The sequence below is a fragment of the Streptomyces sp. NBC_00019 genome, assembly GCF_045041015.1.
GTDB lineage: Bacteria > Actinomycetota > Actinomycetes > Streptomycetales > Streptomycetaceae > Streptomyces.
Map to the genome: position 1 here is coordinate 5,173,146 of NZ_CP108302.1, position 16,926 is coordinate 5,190,071.

Annotated in this window: 12 protein-coding genes and 2 pseudogenes; 9 read left to right on the forward strand and 5 right to left on the reverse strand. The window is 70.2% G+C overall.

The annotated features are described in order from the left end of the window. Positions 1-319 precede the first annotated feature (319 nt). Both OHU89_RS24280 and OHU89_RS24285 read left to right on the forward strand, forming a co-directional pair. Entirely contained in the window at positions 320-535 is a 216-nt protein-coding gene (locus OHU89_RS24280) for a type II toxin-antitoxin system VapB family antitoxin (protein WP_318325532.1), read from the forward strand. Further along, on the forward strand, positions 532-954 hold the full coding sequence (locus tag OHU89_RS24285; RefSeq protein ID WP_405645797.1) for a PIN domain nuclease: 423 nt from the start codon (positions 532-534) through the stop codon (positions 952-954). Before OHU89_RS24280 ends, OHU89_RS24285 begins: the two co-directional genes overlap by 4 nt. Positions 955-1,238: 284 nt before the next feature. On the opposite strand, the pseudogene OHU89_RS24290 reads toward OHU89_RS24285, so the two are convergent. Both OHU89_RS24290 and OHU89_RS24295 read right to left on the reverse strand, forming a co-directional pair. Further along, a pseudogene (locus OHU89_RS24290) lies at positions 1,239-1,349 on the reverse strand (phosphohydrolase); the annotation flags it as partial. A gap of 237 nt (positions 1,350-1,586) precedes the next feature. After that, on the reverse strand, positions 1,587-3,599 hold the full coding sequence (locus OHU89_RS24295) for a pectinesterase family protein (RefSeq protein ID WP_405645798.1): 2,013 nt from the start codon (positions 3,597-3,599) through the stop codon (positions 1,587-1,589). Positions 3,600-3,866: 267 nt separating this feature from the next. On the opposite strand from OHU89_RS24295, the gene OHU89_RS24300 reads away from it, so the two are divergent. Beyond that, positions 3,867-7,619, forward strand: a complete 3,753-nt coding sequence (locus tag OHU89_RS24300; protein ID WP_405645800.1) for a hypothetical protein — start codon at positions 3,867-3,869, stop codon at positions 7,617-7,619. 180 nt (positions 7,620-7,799) lie between these two features. Beyond that, entirely contained in the window at positions 7,800-8,657 is an 858-nt protein-coding gene (locus OHU89_RS24305) for a hypothetical protein (RefSeq protein ID WP_405645801.1), read from the forward strand. Between the two features lie 303 nt (positions 8,658-8,960). Here OHU89_RS24305 and OHU89_RS24310 read toward each other — a convergent pair whose 3' ends face one another. The 3 genes from OHU89_RS24310 to OHU89_RS24320 all read right to left on the reverse strand — a co-directional run bounded on the left by OHU89_RS24310 (position 8,961) and on the right by OHU89_RS24320 (position 10,045). Further along, positions 8,961-9,362: a DNA-binding protein gene (locus OHU89_RS24310; RefSeq protein ID WP_405645802.1), complete on the reverse strand. Its 402-nt coding sequence runs from the start codon at positions 9,360-9,362 to the stop codon at positions 8,961-8,963. Further along, positions 9,359-9,607 carry a hypothetical protein gene (locus OHU89_RS24315; RefSeq protein ID WP_058850160.1) on the reverse strand — a complete coding sequence of 83 codons (249 nt, stop codon included), beginning with the start codon at positions 9,605-9,607 and terminating at the stop codon, positions 9,359-9,361. Before OHU89_RS24315 ends, OHU89_RS24310 begins: the two co-directional genes overlap by 4 nt. Before the next feature lie 126 nt (positions 9,608-9,733). Then, positions 9,734-10,045, reverse strand: a complete 312-nt coding sequence (locus OHU89_RS24320) for a hypothetical protein (protein WP_405645804.1) — start codon at positions 10,043-10,045, stop codon at positions 9,734-9,736. 264 nt (positions 10,046-10,309) lie between these two features. Between OHU89_RS24320 and OHU89_RS24325 the strand changes: the two genes are divergently transcribed. From OHU89_RS24325 to OHU89_RS24345, 5 genes and pseudogenes are all read left to right on the forward strand, one after another. Continuing rightward, positions 10,310-13,168, forward strand: a complete 2,859-nt coding sequence (locus tag OHU89_RS24325; RefSeq protein ID WP_405645806.1) for a DEAD/DEAH box helicase — start codon at positions 10,310-10,312, stop codon at positions 13,166-13,168. Further along, entirely contained in the window at positions 13,165-14,400 is a 1,236-nt protein-coding gene (locus tag OHU89_RS24330) for an SWIM zinc finger family protein (protein ID WP_405645808.1), read from the forward strand. The genes OHU89_RS24325 and OHU89_RS24330 overlap by 4 nt, the downstream gene beginning before the upstream one ends. 181 nt (positions 14,401-14,581) lie before the next feature. Then, a complete protein-coding gene (locus OHU89_RS24335) occupies positions 14,582-14,719 on the forward strand; it encodes a hypothetical protein (protein ID WP_405645809.1) in 138 nt (45 codons plus the stop codon). A gap of 65 nt (positions 14,720-14,784) precedes the next feature. Then, positions 14,785-16,206: an ATP-binding protein gene (locus OHU89_RS24340; RefSeq protein WP_405654636.1), complete on the forward strand. Its 1,422-nt coding sequence runs from the start codon at positions 14,785-14,787 to the stop codon at positions 16,204-16,206. A gap of 429 nt (positions 16,207-16,635) precedes the next feature. After that, a pseudogene (locus tag OHU89_RS24345) lies at positions 16,636-16,924 on the forward strand (ATP-binding protein); the annotation flags it as partial. Between the last annotated feature and the right edge of the window lie 2 nt (positions 16,925-16,926).

The window sequence follows — 16,926 nt, forward strand, 5'->3', positions numbered from 1 at the left end:
CGGACACGGACCGGCACAGTTCAGTGGGCCCGGGTTCAGGCCGAGGAAACTCGTCCAGGTCAAGGGTGAAGGTGCACCCGTCGGCCGGCTCGATCGGGGCCTGCCCGTGCCGTACTTGTGGGTGTGCGCCGCGAACTCGACCCGCCCTGCCTTGATGCCTCGTGTCGCCTGTGCGATGCGGAACGCGCCCTCGCTCTCTCCCGCATCCACGGCGTGATGCCCGCGTAGGACCCGGTGGCCAGGCCGAGGCACCCGATACCACCCCACAAGGCACCTCGCGAGATACACTTGGCCCCACATTTGATATCAGGAGGCGTATATGAGTCGTACGGTTATCGACCTGGACGACGACCTGGTCGCGGACGTGGCGAAAGCCCTCGGGACGAACACCAAGAAGGAGACCGTCAACACCGCTCTTCGCGAGGTGTTGGAGAGTCGGCGTCGCGCCCTGGCTCTCGCCCGGCTGCGGGCCGCGGCGGGCGACGGCGCATTTGATCTGGAACTGTTCGAGAACAAGGAGAACTACCGCCGGTGAACGCGGCCCAGTTCCTGATCGACACCAGCGCGCTCGCGCGGTTCATGCGCGGGGAAGCGGAGCAGTACGGCTGGGACCAGGCCGCCGCGGCTGGACTCATCGCGACCTGCCCGATCACCGAGCTCGAGTTCTTCTACAGCGCACGGTCAGCTGCCGACCGGACGCGCGGCATCGAGGACATGCGGCTGATCTTCGGCTGGGTTCCCGTCGACGACCGCGCCTACGACCGCGCCTGGCAGGTCCAGGAAGCCCTCACCAAGCAGGGGAAACACCGAAGCGCCGGAGCGGTCGACCTGGTCGTCGCCGCGACGGCTGAGCTGCAGGGGCTCACCCTGCTCCATCGGGATCGCGACTTCGAGTGCATCGCCTCAGCGACCGGGCAAGCCCTCCAGTGGTACGGCCCGGAACACGGCAAGTAGGTCAGCAGTGGTTGCGGTTCTGGTTGCGTTCACCGCCGTTCGACATCGTTCAGAAGCCCCACCCGAGTCGGCTGCACCGCAGGTCAGAACGCTCCCGCACATCCCCGAACCCCCAGACGAACATTTGGAAAGCGTGTTGGGGGCAACCCCTCACGAGTTCGAATCTCGTATCCTCCGCCAGTGCCTCACCGGGCACGATGTCGAAGGGCCCCACCGCTTGCGGTGGGGCCCTTCGACGCGTCTCAGCCCTCGTTGTCCTGGTTTTTGTCCACAGCGGGATTTCCAATGGCCGGCGAGCAGCCAATGTCATGCAGCACGGCGGCGGCTTCCAGCAACTCCGCATCTCGTCCCAGGATCGGGCTCAGGCACCGGCGCGGGAGCGGATCGGAAAGCAGCGATTCAGAGAGCGTGTACGCCCACTTGGGCCGGGGTACGGCCCCGAGGAGCTGCTCAGCGCCTGGCGGCCCAAGGCGTGAGCAGAAGCCGGGCTCCTGGGCACGTACCGCGAGGCCACGTCCAGCCCAGCGGCGGGGCCGGGACACTCGTACTGTCCCCCGGCCCCGCCGTGGTTCACCTCGCCGCCTGGGCAGGGGTGCTGCCGGTGGGCGGTGTGCCTGTCGCCCCGGCCGCGGTCAGCGGACCGGGTTCCAGCCGTCGGTGCCGGCCAGGTACTTCTGGGCGGTGTAGTCCGCGGCCTCGGCGTCGGTCAGCTTCGGTGCGTTCGTGCCGACGCCGGCTCCCTCACCGATGTTGTTGTACTCCCGGAACCGGGCCTGTTGCCAGTGGTAGTCGGGCATCATGTCGGTCCACGGCTGCGTTTCCTTGATCATGTAGTCCAGATCGGTGTCACGGATCACCGCCTGGGGCCAGGCGTCCGGCGAGTTGTGCCACGGCCGGCCGAGGAAGTACGAATCGTTCGGCACGCCGCTGGAACCCACCTGGCTCCCGGTGATGAGGATTCCGTACTTCTTGCGGCGGTCGGTGTTCGGCGCCACGATCGTGCCGCCGGGCCAGTCGTACACCTTGAGGACGGACCGGTCGATCACCGCGGTCGCGTTACCGAAGATGAAGTCCACCGTGCCCTCGATGTAGCAGTCGTAGAAGTACTGCCGGGCCTGGTCCGTGGGTGCGTTCCCCTTGACCAGCAGGGTGTCCTGACGGCCGATGATGGAGACGTTGCTGAACACCTGCCGGTCACCCTTGGCGGCCACCGCGACGGCCTGGGTCTCGTACGGGCTGACCTCCGGGTGGGCCTTGGGGTTGAACGTGTTGGCGATGTGAAGGAACGAGACGGTCAGGTCGTCTGCCTTGAAGGTGGCCGTGGCACTGCCCTCCGTGCCCCACTTCTTACCGTCGGGCCTGAGCAGCCCGTGGGCCCTGTTGTTGTAGATGTGGACGTCCTTGTACCCACTGGCGGACGTGATGGTCAGATGGGTCTTGTTGCTCGGGACGGTGATGGCCTCGCGGTAGATGCCCTTGTCGATGAGGATGGTGTGCGCGACGCCGTCCGCGGGCACGGCGTTGATCGCGGCCTGGATGGTCCTGTAGTCGCCGGAGCCGTCGGGCGCCACGATGAACGTGCGGTCCTGAGTGAGCTGCCTCCTGGGCTTGCTGTACCCGGGGAAGCCGTTGGCGACGTACAGCACGCTCGCGAACTGGTAGGCCCAGCGAAGCGTCTGCTGGACCATGTCCCCGCGGGAATTCACGGTCCATACGGTCAGGAGGTTCTCGGAGGGGTCGAAGCCTTCCGGGTTGGCCTGGGCGCGGGCGAAGCGATTGCTGATCGAGCCCCACTCGTTCTGCAGGTCGACGAGGCGGCGGGGGATGGTCGTGTGCATGTTGTACGACTCCCAGTCCTCCTCGCCGAACGCTCGCTCTTCGAGCCATTCGCCGATGTCACGGAGACGGGTGGCCTCGGAGATGAACTGGGCGAAGTACAGCGCCGCCGCGGCCCCGCGCTGTCGACTGGCGTCGGTACCGTCGGCGTTCCACAGACTCATGGCGTGGTTCTCGGTCTCCACCCGCCCGTACTTCAGGGTGTAGCGGGACACGTTCCCCTGGGTCTGCAGGTTGACGTAGCTCGGCGACCCGTGCAGCTGCCGAGCTACGAGCGGCCGTCCGTCAGGGCCGAGGCGAGGTTCCGCCGGGACCTGCGATTCGTTCTCGGGACCGACGTAGTTGTAGCGGCCGTCGCGATCGAACCAGCCCACGAGGTACATGTCGCTCACCCGGAAACGGAGGCGCACCTCGTGGCTGTCCTCGGTGATGATGACGGCCTCGGTGTAACCGGAATCCGCGGGGTTGGTGTGCTCGACGGTGAGGTCCGTGCCCTGGACCTGGTCGCTCACGGGCGTATTGTTCGGGGCCCGCCCGTGAAACGCCACGTTGGCGCGGAATTGGTCGAGGAAGCGGCGGTAGTTCTCGCGCGTGGCGGTGGGGCCGTCCAGTCTGAAGATCGGTGTCTCGCCGTCCGCGGCGCTCGCGCTCTGCAGGACGCCCAGCGGGCCGAGCAGGGTAGCGAAGATCGACAGGACGAGCGTGGTCACGATCGATCCGACGGCGACCGAGCGGGCACGGCCCCTGGTGCGGGGCGGCGGCTGAGGTACCCCCTGTTCGGGGAACGCCGTGATGTCGGTTGGGGGCATGCGCTGTTCTCCAGGTCTCGCTGGGGCTGACATGACCGAGGCTGACAACGCCGCCGTTGGTTCTCACCCCCCTTTCATCAGGGAAATCAATCCCGCGCGGCGCCGCCGGATTGATTCGCGGGCCGGTTCCGCGGCTGTCATCAACGCCACATCTCGGCGGAAACCGGTGACTCCCGAGCGGCTGCAGGAATATGTTTAGCGGCCTTACGAATCACTTTCACGAGCCTTTCACCGCTCTGCGGAACCTGTACGGAAGTGGGTGAGTCGATGGCGCGTCCCGAGAGACCGCTGGACCCGGCGGCCGGTCCTGCGCAGCGCCTCGCCCATGAGCTGCGGCAGCTGCGCCGGGCCGCGGGCAGCCCGTCGTACCGGACCATGGCCGACACCGCGGGGTTCTCCGCGGCGACGTTGTCCAAGGCCGCGGCCGGCACCCGGCTGCCGTCGCTCGCCGTCGTCCAGGCGTACGTGCGCGCCTGCGGGGGCGACCCCGGCGAGTGGGAGCCGCGCTGGAAGGAGGCCGAGGCCGAGGCCGCGGGGGAAGCGCGGCAGGACGCCGAGGACGCGGCGCCGCCGTACCGGGGGCTGGCCCGCTTCGAGCCGGACGACCGCGACCTGTTCTTCGGCCGGGACCGGCTGGTGGAGGAGCTGCGGGATCTGGTGTACGAGCACCGGTTCGCGGTGGTGTTCGGGGCGTCCGGCAGCGGCAAGTCCTCCCTGCTGCGGGCCGGGCTGATACCCCGGCTGCGGGAGAAGATCGCGGACCTGGGGCGCCCGGCGGTGCTGCGCATCCTCACCCCCGGCCCACGGCCCGCCACCACCTACGGCCATCTGCTGGCCCCGGCCGAGGGCGACCCGGAGAGCTGGGTGGTGGTGGACCAGTTCGAGGAGGTCTTCACCCTGTGCCGGGACCGGGAGGAGCGCGACCGGTTCATCGACCTTCTGCTCGCCGCCCGCGCCCCGGACAGCCGGGTGAAGGTGGTGATCGCCGTACGTGCTGATTTCTACGCCCGCTGCGCCGAGCACCGGGAGCTGGCGGACTCGCTGTGCCGGGCATCCCTGCTCGTCGGCCCGATGACGGCGGACGAACTGCGCGAGGCGGTCGTCAAACCGGCACAGGCGGCCGGGCTCCTCGTCGAGCGGGAATTGACCGCGCGGCTCGTCGAGGAGGTGCTCGACGAGCCCGGCGGCCTGCCGATGCTCTCGCACGCCCTGATGGAGACCTGGCGGCGGCGCCGGGGCCGGGTGCTCAGCCTCGCCGGGTACCAGGCGGCAGGTGGGGTGCGCGGCGCGATCGCGGCGACCGCGGAGGAGGTGTTCGAGCAGCTGTCACCGGAGCGGGCCCACACCGCCCGGCACCTGCTGCTGCGGATGGTCGAGCCCGGCCAGGGCACCCCCGACACCCGGCGCCCGCTCACCCGGGCCGACATCGAGGAGTGGGCCGATCCCGACGTACCGGTGGTCGTGGACCGGCTGACCCGCGCCCGGCTGCTGACCGCCGACGAGGACGGCGTCCAGCTCGCCCACGAGGCACTGATCACCTGCTGGCCGCGCCTGCACGGCTGGATCGAGGAGGACCGCGAACGGCTGCGCCACCACCGCCGCCTCGCCGAGGCCACCCGCGCCTGGCTGGAGCACGACCGCGACCCCGGCGCCCTGTACCGGGGCACCCGACTGGCCCGCACGGAAGAACTCTTCGCGGACGACGACGGCATGCTCACCACGACGGAGCGGGCCTTCCTCACCGCCGCACTGGACGCCCGCGAGGCGGAACGCCGCGCCGCCGCCCGCGCCGCACGGCGGTCCCGGGCACTGCTGGCCACGCTCTCGGCCGTCCTGACCGTGGCCCTGGTCGCCGGCCTGACCGCCTGGACGGAACACCACGACAACCAGCAGCGTCGTACCGAAGCGGCGGCCCGCCGCGTCGCCGAGGTCGCCGACGCCCTGCGCACCACCGACCCGCGCACCGCCCAGCTGCTCGGCGTCGCCGCCTGGCGCGTCGCCGAGTCGCCGGAGACCCGCCGCGCCCTGCTCGGCGCCCTCGCCCAGCCCGAAACGGACACCTTCACCGACCCGACGCCCGGCAGCGACCCCACCCGCTTCCTCTCCCGCTCCGGCCGCACGCTGCTCAGCGCGGCCGGCGACACCTGGCGCACCTGGGACGTGACCACGCACCGCCCGCTCGCCTCCGGACGGCTGCCGGACGGAATGCTCGTCGGAGCCGGCCCCGACGGGCGGCTGCTCGCGATCGCCGCCGACGACGGCGTACGGCTGTGGGACACATCCGCCGGGCAGTGGACCGGGGCGGCCCTGCCGGCCGACAGCTTCGTGGACTTCGGCCCCGACGGCCGCAGCTACGCGGTGAGCGGTCTGGACGACGACCGGGTGCGCCTGTACTCGACCGCGGACGGCACACAACGGTTCGAGACGCGAGCGTCCGGCTTCACGAACGTCACGCCGAGCACCGACGGCCGACTGCTGGCCGTCTGTGCCTCCGGCCGCGCACCGCAGGTGTGGGACGCCGCCCGCCACCGCACCCTGCCCGGCGCCTGGGAGGACGCGGGTGCCCTCTGCGACGACTACTCGACACTCGTGTTCGGCGGCCCGGGCGAGGCCGCCGACCGGTTCGCGATGGCCTCCCCCAGCGGCGTCCACGTCTGGGACACCGCATCAGGACGCCTGCTCGCCGACCTCGACAACGAGGGTGTGCACAGCATCGCCTTCAGCGAGGACGGCACTTTCCTGGCCACCGCCGACGCCGGCGAGATCAGGGTGTGGCGCCTCACGGCGGGGGCCGCGACAGACACCCCCACCCCGGTCTTCCGCCACCCTCTGAACAACGAACACCTCTACGGCGGCCTCGCCTGGGACCCCGACCGGCCGCTGCTGCGCTACCTCGAAAGCGGCACCGTCCACACCCTGGACCTCGCCGGCGCCGTCACCCCCGCATGGCGCGAGACCCCCCTGGACGCCGTGCTGCTCAGCCCGGACGGCCGCACCCTCGCCACCGCCCAACGCACCGGGGACACCGGCTACCGCATCCAACTGCGCGACAGTACGGACGGACACCTCCTGCGGACGCTGCCGCCGATGCCGCTGCCCGTCTCACGCGACCCCGACCAGCCGGTCATCGCGCAGGACACCACGCCCCTGATGGCCTTCAGCCCCGAGGGCGACGCACTCGCCTACGGCGTCTCCGCACCCGGCCGCCTGACCGCGCCACAACGATTCACCGTCTGGGACCTGGCCCGCGACCGCGCACGTACGACCCTGGACCTGGCGACACCCTCGTCCGACGGGGCAGTGATCACACTCGCCCTGGGCCCCGGCGGCGACACCCTGCACACCACACGCACACCCGACATCGGCAAGCTCAGCAACGAAGTGTGGGACACCGCACAGCACCGCCAGACCGCCGTGTACCCGGACGCGGCCGGCACCGAGCTGACCATCCGCCCCGACGGGCAGCTGCTGGTCACCGCCGACCGCACGGTGCGCCTGCCCTCCGGCACAGTGCGCGCCCACGACCTCGTCGGGGGCGACGACATCGGCGCCCTCGCCTTCGCACCCGACGGCTCCCGGCTCGCGGCGGGCGACCAGACCGGGCGGGTCACTCTGTGGGACGGCACCCTGAAACACCGCGCGGGCACGCTGCCCAACGTCTTCCCCACTTCGCTCGGCGACACCGCCGAGGCAGTCAGCGCCCTCGCCATCAGTCCCGACGGCCGCACCCTGGCCGTCGGCGGCGACGCCGGCACGCTCCAGCTGTGGGACATCGCCACCCAACAGCCCCTCGGCGGCCCGCTGACCACCCCCGGCGACGCCATCACCTCCCTCGCCTTCAGCCCCGACAGCACCACCGTCCACACGGCCGGCACCCACGTCCCACTCCAGCGCCACACCATCGACCCCGCCCGGGCCGTCACCCAGATCTGCGCCCGCACCGGCGACGCCGACCTGACACCCGCCCAATGGCACACGTACGTGCCTGACGCGCCGTACCGCGAGGTGTGCGGCCACTGAGGCCGGGGGCGCGGGCCGGGCCGCTGGGTCTCGGAAGATCGGAAGAGTTGATTCCTCCCTTGGACGGGGTTGGGCACCAACTCGCGCCGACAAAAGACTGCTCGCAGCCGGCCTCACGGCTACCGACCGCCCGGCCTCACACGTGTGGTCCCGCATCCAACGCGCAAGGACGTAAGAATCGTGCCCACCATCAAGAAGTGCCTCCTGACAGGCGCCGCCTTCGGCATGGCGATCAGCGGCCTGACCCTCGCCTCCGCCCCGGCCGCGATCGCGTCGACGGACGTCAACGGCGTACACGACTGGCTGCTCCCGAACATGTGCCAGAACGGCTCCAACCGGAGCGGCCAGAGCCTCTGGTACTACAACGTCAACACCAAGCAGCTGCTCGACAGAAGCCACGGAAGCGTGGGGAAGACGCCGGTCTGGAGTTACATCGGCGGCAGCAAGGCGGGAAACCGCTACGCCATGAACCCTGGCTGGCGTGAGATCAAGGGCCACTGCTTCTACCCCGCGTCGTCCTCCTGGACGTATGAGGGGAGGCAGACGGCGTACTCCGACCAGGTGACCAACTGCTCGCAGGGCGGCAACGTCAGCGAGCGGGTCGACCAGAGCTACAGCACGACGACGACCACCACGAAGACGGTGAACGGCAGCCTCAGCGTCAGCCCCAACGTCAGCAAGCTGTTCGGGGTCGGCGTCGGTGCCGAGTTCTCGTACTCGTGGGCCTACGGCAAGACCGTCGGCTGGGGCCGTTCCGTCAACATGGACGTCCCGCCCGGCCGGACCGCGTGGCTCACCGCGGCGCCCATCAAGCGCGTGGTGCGGGTCAACCCGCACTTCTGGATCGACGAGTACAACTGGTACGACGGGACCCAGAAGAAGGGCCACGACAAGTGGGGCGTCTACGGCACCCAGCGAGACATCGTGGACCGCAACTACTACTACGACGGCACGTCCGACGTGCTCCGCAACGGGCAGCCGGTGTTCAAGTTCTACAAGCACGACCGTGCGAACAGGTCGGGTGAATGCCGGCGCTGAGACGCCGCCCGTCCCGAAGACCTGGAGTGCCCGCCGGCCCGTGGCCGGCGGGCACTCCAGGTCTCGGTGTCTCGCGAAGCCGAACTGCTCGGAGTCATCGCCCGCGGCGCCCTTTCCCGCATCGGTGCCGCTGTGCGGGCCGACGATGCCGAAGCCCTGGCCGCGGTTTGCCAGTGCCTGCTCCCGACGGCCACCAGGGCCGCCCGCTCCGGCGCCGATTCACCCATCACGGGTTGGCCTGCGGCCACTCTGGTCTCGGTGGATCCACGCGGATCTGTCCATGATCCCGGAACGATGTCGCGGTCATAGCCCGATCATCCGGACCTTGCTGCCGCACAGCCGGGTCATGTCATCGACATCCGACGTGAGGACGGCGACCGGGCCAGGCTGACGCAGGGCCGCTTCCGCGACGGTGGCGTCGATCGCGTACTTGTGTCCGTGCAGACCGGCGCCCTTGAGTAGTTGGGCCGCCGCCTTGGCCGCTGCCTCCGTGATCGGCTCCACCTTGACCCGGGAGAGCGCCCACTGCAGTCGGGGCAGGTTCACCCTGGCGTGGCTCACCTCCACGATGGTGTTGGCGCTGACGACAAGGTCCGCTCCCATGTCGTGGAACACCTGGAACAGCGCCAGAATTTTCCGGTCCTGCGCCACCCAGGCCGACAGCCCCTCGCTGTCCAGGACGACGGTCTCAATGTGCCCGCTCACGCGGCGCTCGCGCCGCCGGCGGCCGACGTCGTACCGAAGATCCGCGCCCGCGCCTCGGCCAGCTCTTCCTCACTGAAGGCCCCGTGCTCGTCTGTGTGGCTGCGCAGGTCGGCCCCCAGGAGCTGGTGCCGGATCTGCCTGGCGACCGCTTCGGCCACGTAGCCGGAGATGTTGTCCGTGATCTTCTTCAGCTCCGCCACCTGCTCGGTGGGGAGTGTCACCGTGATGCGCGTGGTGTCAGCCATAGCCGCAAGCATACTGCGGTATGCGCGCTACGTGCTGCCTGTTCCCCACAGTTCGGTCGGCCAGCGGCATTCGGGACGGCTGTCCGTTCGAGCAGGGGCTCAGCCGGCCAGTTGTACGACGCCAGTTCAGCGGGCCCAGTAGCGGTATGCCTCGATCCATTGCCAGCCCTCGGGGGCGGGTTCCGGCAGCGGTAGGTCCAGAATTCCGATGTCCTGTCGGACCGCCCCCCGGGCGCAGCGTGCGACCACGCGTCCGTCCTCGGCCAGATCGACACCGACCACGCTCACCTCGACGCCGAGAACAGTCGTGGTGAAGGGCACGGCAAGGCTCTCCTCGATCATCGTGAAGAAGCCGGTGAGCTGCTCATCCTCGCCGTAGGCGTCGACGGTGGCCTCTTCGATCAACGCCTCCAGCGCGGCTGGGGTCCAGGTGCTCATGGCCTCACCGTAGCGCTGCACCGCGCGGCTGAGGACCGGCGTGTTCAGCAGCGGCGTATCCGTCGTGGCGCCGTCGCCGGCAGTCAAGCCAAGGCTCGCGGTTGCCAGTGTGTGACGTTGCCTGGTGGGGTTCGGTAGTGAGCGGCCCAGGGGAGGGCCCGGCGAGCGACAGGGCGGAAGAGAGTGGCACGAGTCGTCGTACGAGAGCCGAGTACGGGCGCGAGGAGCGCACCGCCGCTGGCCCGGCAGGAAACATCCGCCTTCGTGAGGGAGCTGCTCGGCGCCGGCTGGGCGGCGGTGTTCCTGCCCGGTGAGCCCGCCCGCCTTGGGCGGCTGCTGCTGTGGAAGCCGACCGGGGCAGCAGCCGGAGGCAGTATGGCGCCCACCGGCCTTGAGACCGAGGCGGTGGAGCTGGTCCTGCCGCACGGCCGCTCGGTCAGGCGGCGCAGGGTCGAGGGTTACGCGCTGCCTGTCGCCGTCGCTGTCTCCGCCCTGGCCGATGCGGAGCCGACGCATCCCTCCGGCGCCGCCTGGCAGGCCGCCACTCGCTTCGCGCTGCGGCTGCTCGCCGACGGCCGCCTCCACCCGGCCCTCACCCCCGCCGGTTACGACACCTGGCAGGTGGGTCCTTGCACCGCCGCCCAGCGCCAGACGCTGGACGCCCTGGCCGCCGCCTTCCCGCCCCACGCCCACTGCCTGCCCGAGCCTGGCCCTGCTCCGGTACGGATCGCCGAACCGGCTGCGCTGGTACGCCAGTTCTGCGACGCGGTCGCCGATGACCTGGTCCGTACGCCGGCCGCGCCGCTCGCCATGGGAGCGCTGCCGTATGCCTGGCGCGAGGCCCGCGCCGTGCCCGCCTTGCGTGAATGGGCCGAGGAAACCCAGGCGGCGCTCACCGCCGAGGTCGGTGTCTCCCTGCGCGTCGACGTACCCGAAGGACGCCGACGGCAGTTCCGGGCCGTCCTGCAACTGCACACCGCGGCGGACCCGGCGCTCGTCATCGAGGCCGCACGCCTCTGGAGCGAGCCGGCCGAAGTGGAGCGGCTGCTCGGCCCACGCGCCGAGACCGAGACCCTTCTCGCCCTGCGCCGTGGCGCCCGCGCCTGGGCCCCGCTGCGGAGGCTGCTCGACGATGCCGCTCCCGATCAGCTCCGGTTGACCGACGACGAAGCCTTCGATCTCCTTGGGGACGCCACGAACGCGCTGCGCGCGGCCGGTGTCGACGTGCACTGGCCGCGCGACCTGGTCAAGGCCCTCACCGCGAGCGCGGAGATCGGGCAGCGCACCGCCCCCGGTTCGGCCGCGGGCGGCCTGCTGGACACCGAGGCCCTCCTCGACTTCCGCTGGCAGGTCTCCCTTGGCGGCGAGCCGCTCACCGAGGCCGAGATGGATGCTCTCGCAGAGTCACGCCGCCCCCTCGTCCGGCTTCGCGACCAGTGGGTGGTCGCCGACCCGAAGCTGGTGGCCCGCGCCAAGCGCCGCCGGATGGAACCGCTCACCCCCATGGAGGCGTTGAGCGCCGCGCTGACCGGCGAGGCCGAGCGAAGCGAGATGGGGGTCCCCCCGGCCGGAGGCTGGGGGAGGGACGGTGACCGGGTCCCCTGTGCGGCGGTCGGTGCGCTCGGCGACCTGGTCGCTCGTATCCGCGACCCCGAGTCCCGCACCCCCGTGCCCCAGCCCGCCGCCCTCACGGCCACGTTGCGCGAGTACCAGAAGCGGGGCCTGGCCTGGCTGGCCGAGATGTGCGCACTCGGCCTCGGCGGCTGTCTCGCCGACGACATGGGCCTGGGCAAGACCATCACCTTGCTCGCTCTGCACCTGCACCGCCAGAGCGACCCCGCCACCGCGGGCCCCACCCTTGTGGTCTGCCCGGCCTCCCTGCTCGGCAACTGGCAGCGCGAGGCCTCCAGATTCGCACCACTCACCCCCGTACGCCGTTACCACGGTGGCGACCGCCACCTGGGGGACCTGGCCGGCGACGAGATCGTCCTGGTCACCTACGGGGTGCTGCGCCGCGACCGCGAAGTGCTGGCCGAAACAGCCTGGTCGCTGGTGGCCGCCGACGAGGCCCAGCACGTCAAGAACCCCTACGCCGTCACCGCCCGCGAACTGCGTGCCCTGCCCGCCCGCGCCCGCGTCGCTCTCACCGGCACCCCCGTGGAGAACAACCTCTCCGAGCTGTGGGCCCTGCTCGACTGGACCACCCCCGGGCTCCTCGGCTCACTCACCGCCTTCCGTGACCGGCATGCCCGCGCCATCGAGGCGGGCGAGGATCCCGAGGCAGCCGAGCGCCTGTCCCGTCTCGTACGTCCCTTCCTGTTGCGCCGCAAGAAGTCCGACCCCGGCATCGCGCCCGAACTGCCGCCCAAGACCGAGACCGACCACGTCGTCCCGCTGACGGCCGAACAGACCAGCCTGTACGAGGCACAGGTCCGCGAGACCATGGCGAAGATCGCGGAGTCGGAGGGCATCACCCGACGCGGTCTGGTGCTCAAGCTGCTCACCGCGCTGAAGCAGATCTGCAACCACCCCGCCCAGTATTTGAAAGAGCATGTGAAAGAGCACAGCCTGCGCCAGTCCACTCCCCTGCGGGGCCGCTCCGGCAAGCTCGACCTGCTCGACGAACTTCTCGACACCATCACCGCCGAGGGCGAGTCGGTGCTGGTCTTCACCCAGTACAAGCAGATGGCGACCCTCCTGGAGAGGCACCTCGCCGAACGCGGCACCCCCACCCTCTTCCTGCACGGCGCCACCCCCGTCGCGCGGCGCGAGGAAATGGTGGACCGCTTCCAGCGCGGGGAAGTGCCGGTGTTCCTGCTGTCGTTGAAGGCAGCAGGCACCGGCCTCAACCTCACCCGCGCCACTCACGTCGTGCACTACGACCGCTGGTGGAACCCGGCCGTCGAGGACCAGGCCACCGACCGCGCCTACCGCATCGGCCAGGACAAACCCGTCCAGGTGCACAAGCTCCTCGCGGAGGGAACCGTGGAGGACAAGGTGGCGAAGCTGCTCGAAGCCAAGCGCGCCCTCGCCGACGCCGTCGTCGGCTCCGGCGAGGCAGCCCTGACCGAACTGTCCGACGCCGATCTCGCCGAACTCGTCGCCCTGGGAAGGCAGTCATGAGCCCCGCTGTCCCCGGCCCGCGCCGTGCGCCCGCCCGCGGCAAGCGAGCCTTCGCCGCGACATGGTGGGGCCAGGCATGGGTGGCCGCCCTGGAGGACTCCACCCTGGACGCCGGACGGCTCTCGCGCGGACGCACCTACGCCCGCAAAGGCATGGTCGGCCCGGTCACCGTCGCTCCGGGCAAGGTCAATGCCGCTGTCCAGGGCAGCCGCCCGCGCCCGTACCGCTCCTCAGTCCACCTGCCCGTCCTCACCGACCCTCAGTGGGACACCCTGCTCGACACGATCGCGGCCCGCGCCGGACATCTCGCAGCACTTCTCGACGACGAGATGCCCGCCGAACTCGTGGACGACGCCCGGCACGCAGGCGTCCCACTGCTCCCACTGCCCACCGAGCTCGATCCGGAGTGCTCCTGCCCCGACTGGGGATACCCCTGCAAGCACGCCGCCGCGCTCTGCTACGCCATCGCCGCCACCATCGACACCGACCCGTTCGTGCTCTTCGCGCTGCGTGGCCGCGGTCGCGAGGAGGTCTTCGCCCAGCTGCGCGCACTCCGTACGGCAGCACAGGAGACCGCCGCCCCACCGGCACCGGCCGGTATCCCGGCCGCGGCCGCATACGCCCACTGGGCCGAAGGGCCCTCCGAACTGCCCGAACTCCCGGAACCCGCCGCCCACACCACAGCACTGCCCGTCGCCCCACCGCCCGGCACCGGCCTGACCGCCGCGGACCTGGAACGCCTCATGGCCGACGCCACCGCGCGCGCCGCCCGGCTCCTCGCGGGCGACACCGCCGACCTGCACCTGACCCAGCACCAGGACGCCGTCCGCATCGCCGCAAGCAACCCCGGACCCGAGTGGTTCCACCACCTGATCCAGAACACCAACGCCAAACCCACTGCCTTCGCACGCCTCACCCGCGCCTGGCGCCACGGCGGCCCCACGGGCATCACCGTCGCCGAACAGCCCTACGCCCCCGACCCGATGGTGATGAAGGCCGCCCGCACCGCCCTGGACGCGGCCCTCGCCGAGATGACCGACTCCCCCACACACCTCAGAGCATGGCGCAACCGCCTCACCCTCACCCACCACGGCATCCAGCTACGTCTGGGCCCCGACGACCGCTGGTACCCCTACCTCCAGGACGACGACGGCGAGTGGTGGCCCGCGGCACCAGCCGACACTGACCCGGTCATCGCGCTCACCGCGGCCTGGTCGCAGAACGGGGAGTAGAGAGGCGATTACCCGCCTCACCGGGCACGATGTCGAAGGGCCCCACCGCGAGGTGGGGCCCTTCGTCGTTGTCCTCAGGCCTCGTTGTCCTGGTTTTTGTCCACAGCGGGTGTTTCCGGGGTCCCCAGATGCCTTCGGCGATCTTGCAGGCGAGTACGTCGCCACCTCGGGCAGCCGGACCGTGCGCACCCTCAGCCACCTCATGCTCGACCCGCCCTACCTCGAAGCCTGGCGCCACCACCTGCGGGAAGCCGAGCGCGTTTTCACGCTCTCCCGCATCCACAGCGTCATGAGCGTTATGAGCGTCATGCCCGAATGAAGAGGGGCAATGGTAGCGATAGAGATAGTATCTCTATCGCTACTATCGCTTATGGGAGGCTTGCCGTGCGTCGCTTCATCGGGCGGGATCGCGAACTGAACGTGCTCGGCAACGCCTTGCAGGCGGTTCATGATGCCGTCGGGTCGGCGAAACCAGGCCAGTGCATCCTCATGCGCGGACGGCGGCGGGTTGGCAAGTCCAGCCTCGTCGAGGAATTCCTCCGGCGCACCGAGACGCCGTACCTCTTCTTCACCGCGGCGGGCGGCACGGCGGAGGACGAGCTGACGGAGCTGCTCGACGCCGTCGCCAGATCCACCCTCCCGGAGCGGGAACTGTTCTCGGCGGAGACCCCCGAGCAGTGGAATGCCGCTTTCAGGCTGCTTGCGGAGATCCTGCCCGATAACAGCCCGAGCGTGGTCGTCATCGATGAGGTTCCCTATCTCATGGACCGCATCGACGCATTCGAGGGCATGCTCCAGCGGGCATGGGATCGCCTGCTCAGCCGCAAACCCGTACTCCTCCTCCTGGTCGGATCCGACCTGTCGATGATGGAGGCGCTGAACAACTACGACCGTCCCTTCCATCAGCGGGGCCGGGAAATGGTCGTGGGGCCGCTGAACCCTGCCGATATCGGCGAGATGCTCGGGCTTGAGCCGGCAGCCGCCTTCGACGCCGCCCTGGTCACGGGTGGTCTGCCGCTGATCTGTGCGGAGTGGCGGCCAGGAGCGGACGTCTGGGAGTTCCTCCGCGACTCGCTGGACAACCCGATCTCGGCACTGCTGGTCTCCGCCGAGCGGTCACTGGCCGCGGAGTTTCCGCCCCAGGCAATGAGCAGGGAAGTCCTGCGGGCCATCGGAAGCGGGGAGCGGACGTTCACCAACATCGCGCGCGCCGCCGGTGGCATCGCCCACACCACTCTCACCCGGGCCACGGATGTCCTGACCGAGAAACGAGTGGTGGCAGCCGAATTGCCCCTCTCACTGCGGCCGTCGAAGGAACGCCGCTACCGGGTGGCCGACCCTTACCTGCGGTTCTGGCTCGCTTTTCTGGATCCGCACATGGCGGAGATCGAGCGGGGGCGCGGAGATCTCACGCTGAGCCGGATCAAGGAGCGGTGGACCAGCTGGCGGGGGCGCGCGATCGAGCCTCTGGTCCGGGAATCCCTCGCCCGTCTCCTGCCGGACGAGCTCCTGCCCGCCACCCCTGCGATCGGCGGTTACTGGACCCGGAGCAACGACGTCGAAATCGACCTGGTGGGCGCCGACAGGCAACCTGTGGCCAAGCACTTGATCTTCCTCGGCTCGGTCAAGTGGCTGGAGAACTCCGCGTTCGACAGCCACGACCTTGCCGCGCTGCAGAAGCACCGGGCAGCGATCACCGACGAGCCCGTACCGCTCGTGGCGGCCTCGCGCAACGGGACCCGCTGTTCCGGGCTCCAGGCGGCGTACGGACCCGAGGAACTGCTCAGCGCCTGGTGCCGAGCGTGAACGGCACGAAGCCCGAGTGGGGCCGGGCCGTGTCGGTCAATTCACTTATGCATATCTTGGGCATCCAAGATTCCATCGTGCATCCCGACGATGTGGAGAATCTGCTGTTACTTCGCCAGGCTCGGCGGACGAGCCAGGGCCGTGCTTGCCGCAGTCGCTGACTTGCTCATCGCCGACACCGCACGAGACCAGTGACGGGTGAGCATCGCCCTCGCCGCCTCTCCAAGCTCGCCCTGCGGCGGCTCGCCCCGACGGCTGCCGTACAGGGATGCCGCTTGCTGTCCCTCCCCGCGAAGGAACGTCGGACCGCGCGGCCCTCGAACTACCGTCACCCGCGCCGCGGACAAGCCCGCCGACGCCGACCGTTTCGGCAGTGGCGTGGCCTGGGCAACGGCCACCGAGGAGATCGTCGCCGGGTAGGCGAAGCGCCGGATCAAGGAGCGGTGGACGAGCAGGCGGGGGCGCGATCGCACCCCTGGTCCGGGAGTCCCTCGCCAGTCTTGCCGACCGGCAGCCGGTGGCCGGGCAGTTGCTCTTCCTGGGCTCCGTCAAGTGGCTGGAGAACTCCGCGTTCGACAGCCACGACCTTGCCGCGCTGCAGAAGCACCGGGCAGCGATCACCGACGAGCCCGTACCGCTCGTGGCGGCCTCCCGCAACGGGCCTGGCTGTTCCAGGCTCCACGCTGCCCATGGGCCCGAGGGACTGCTCGGCGCCTGACG

Coding starts and splice junctions, on each gene's coding strand:
- OHU89_RS24280 (WP_318325532.1), top strand. CDS start 320: ATGAGTCGTACGGTTATCGACCTGGACGACGACCTGGTCGCGGACGTG.
- OHU89_RS24295 (WP_405645798.1), bottom strand. CDS start 3,599: ATGCCCCCAACCGACATCACGGCGTTCCCCGAACAGGGGGTACCTCAG.
- OHU89_RS24330 (WP_405645808.1), top strand. CDS start 13,165: ATGAGCCCCGCTGTCCCCGGCCCGCGCCGTGCGCCCGCCCGCGGCAAG.
- OHU89_RS24315 (WP_058850160.1), bottom strand. CDS start 9,607: ATGGCTGACACCACGCGCATCACGGTGACACTCCCCACCGAGCAGGTG.
- OHU89_RS24300 (WP_405645800.1), top strand. CDS start 3,867: ATGGCGCGTCCCGAGAGACCGCTGGACCCGGCGGCCGGTCCTGCGCAG.
- OHU89_RS24320 (WP_405645804.1), bottom strand. CDS start 10,045: ATGAGCACCTGGACCCCAGCCGCGCTGGAGGCGTTGATCGAAGAGGCC.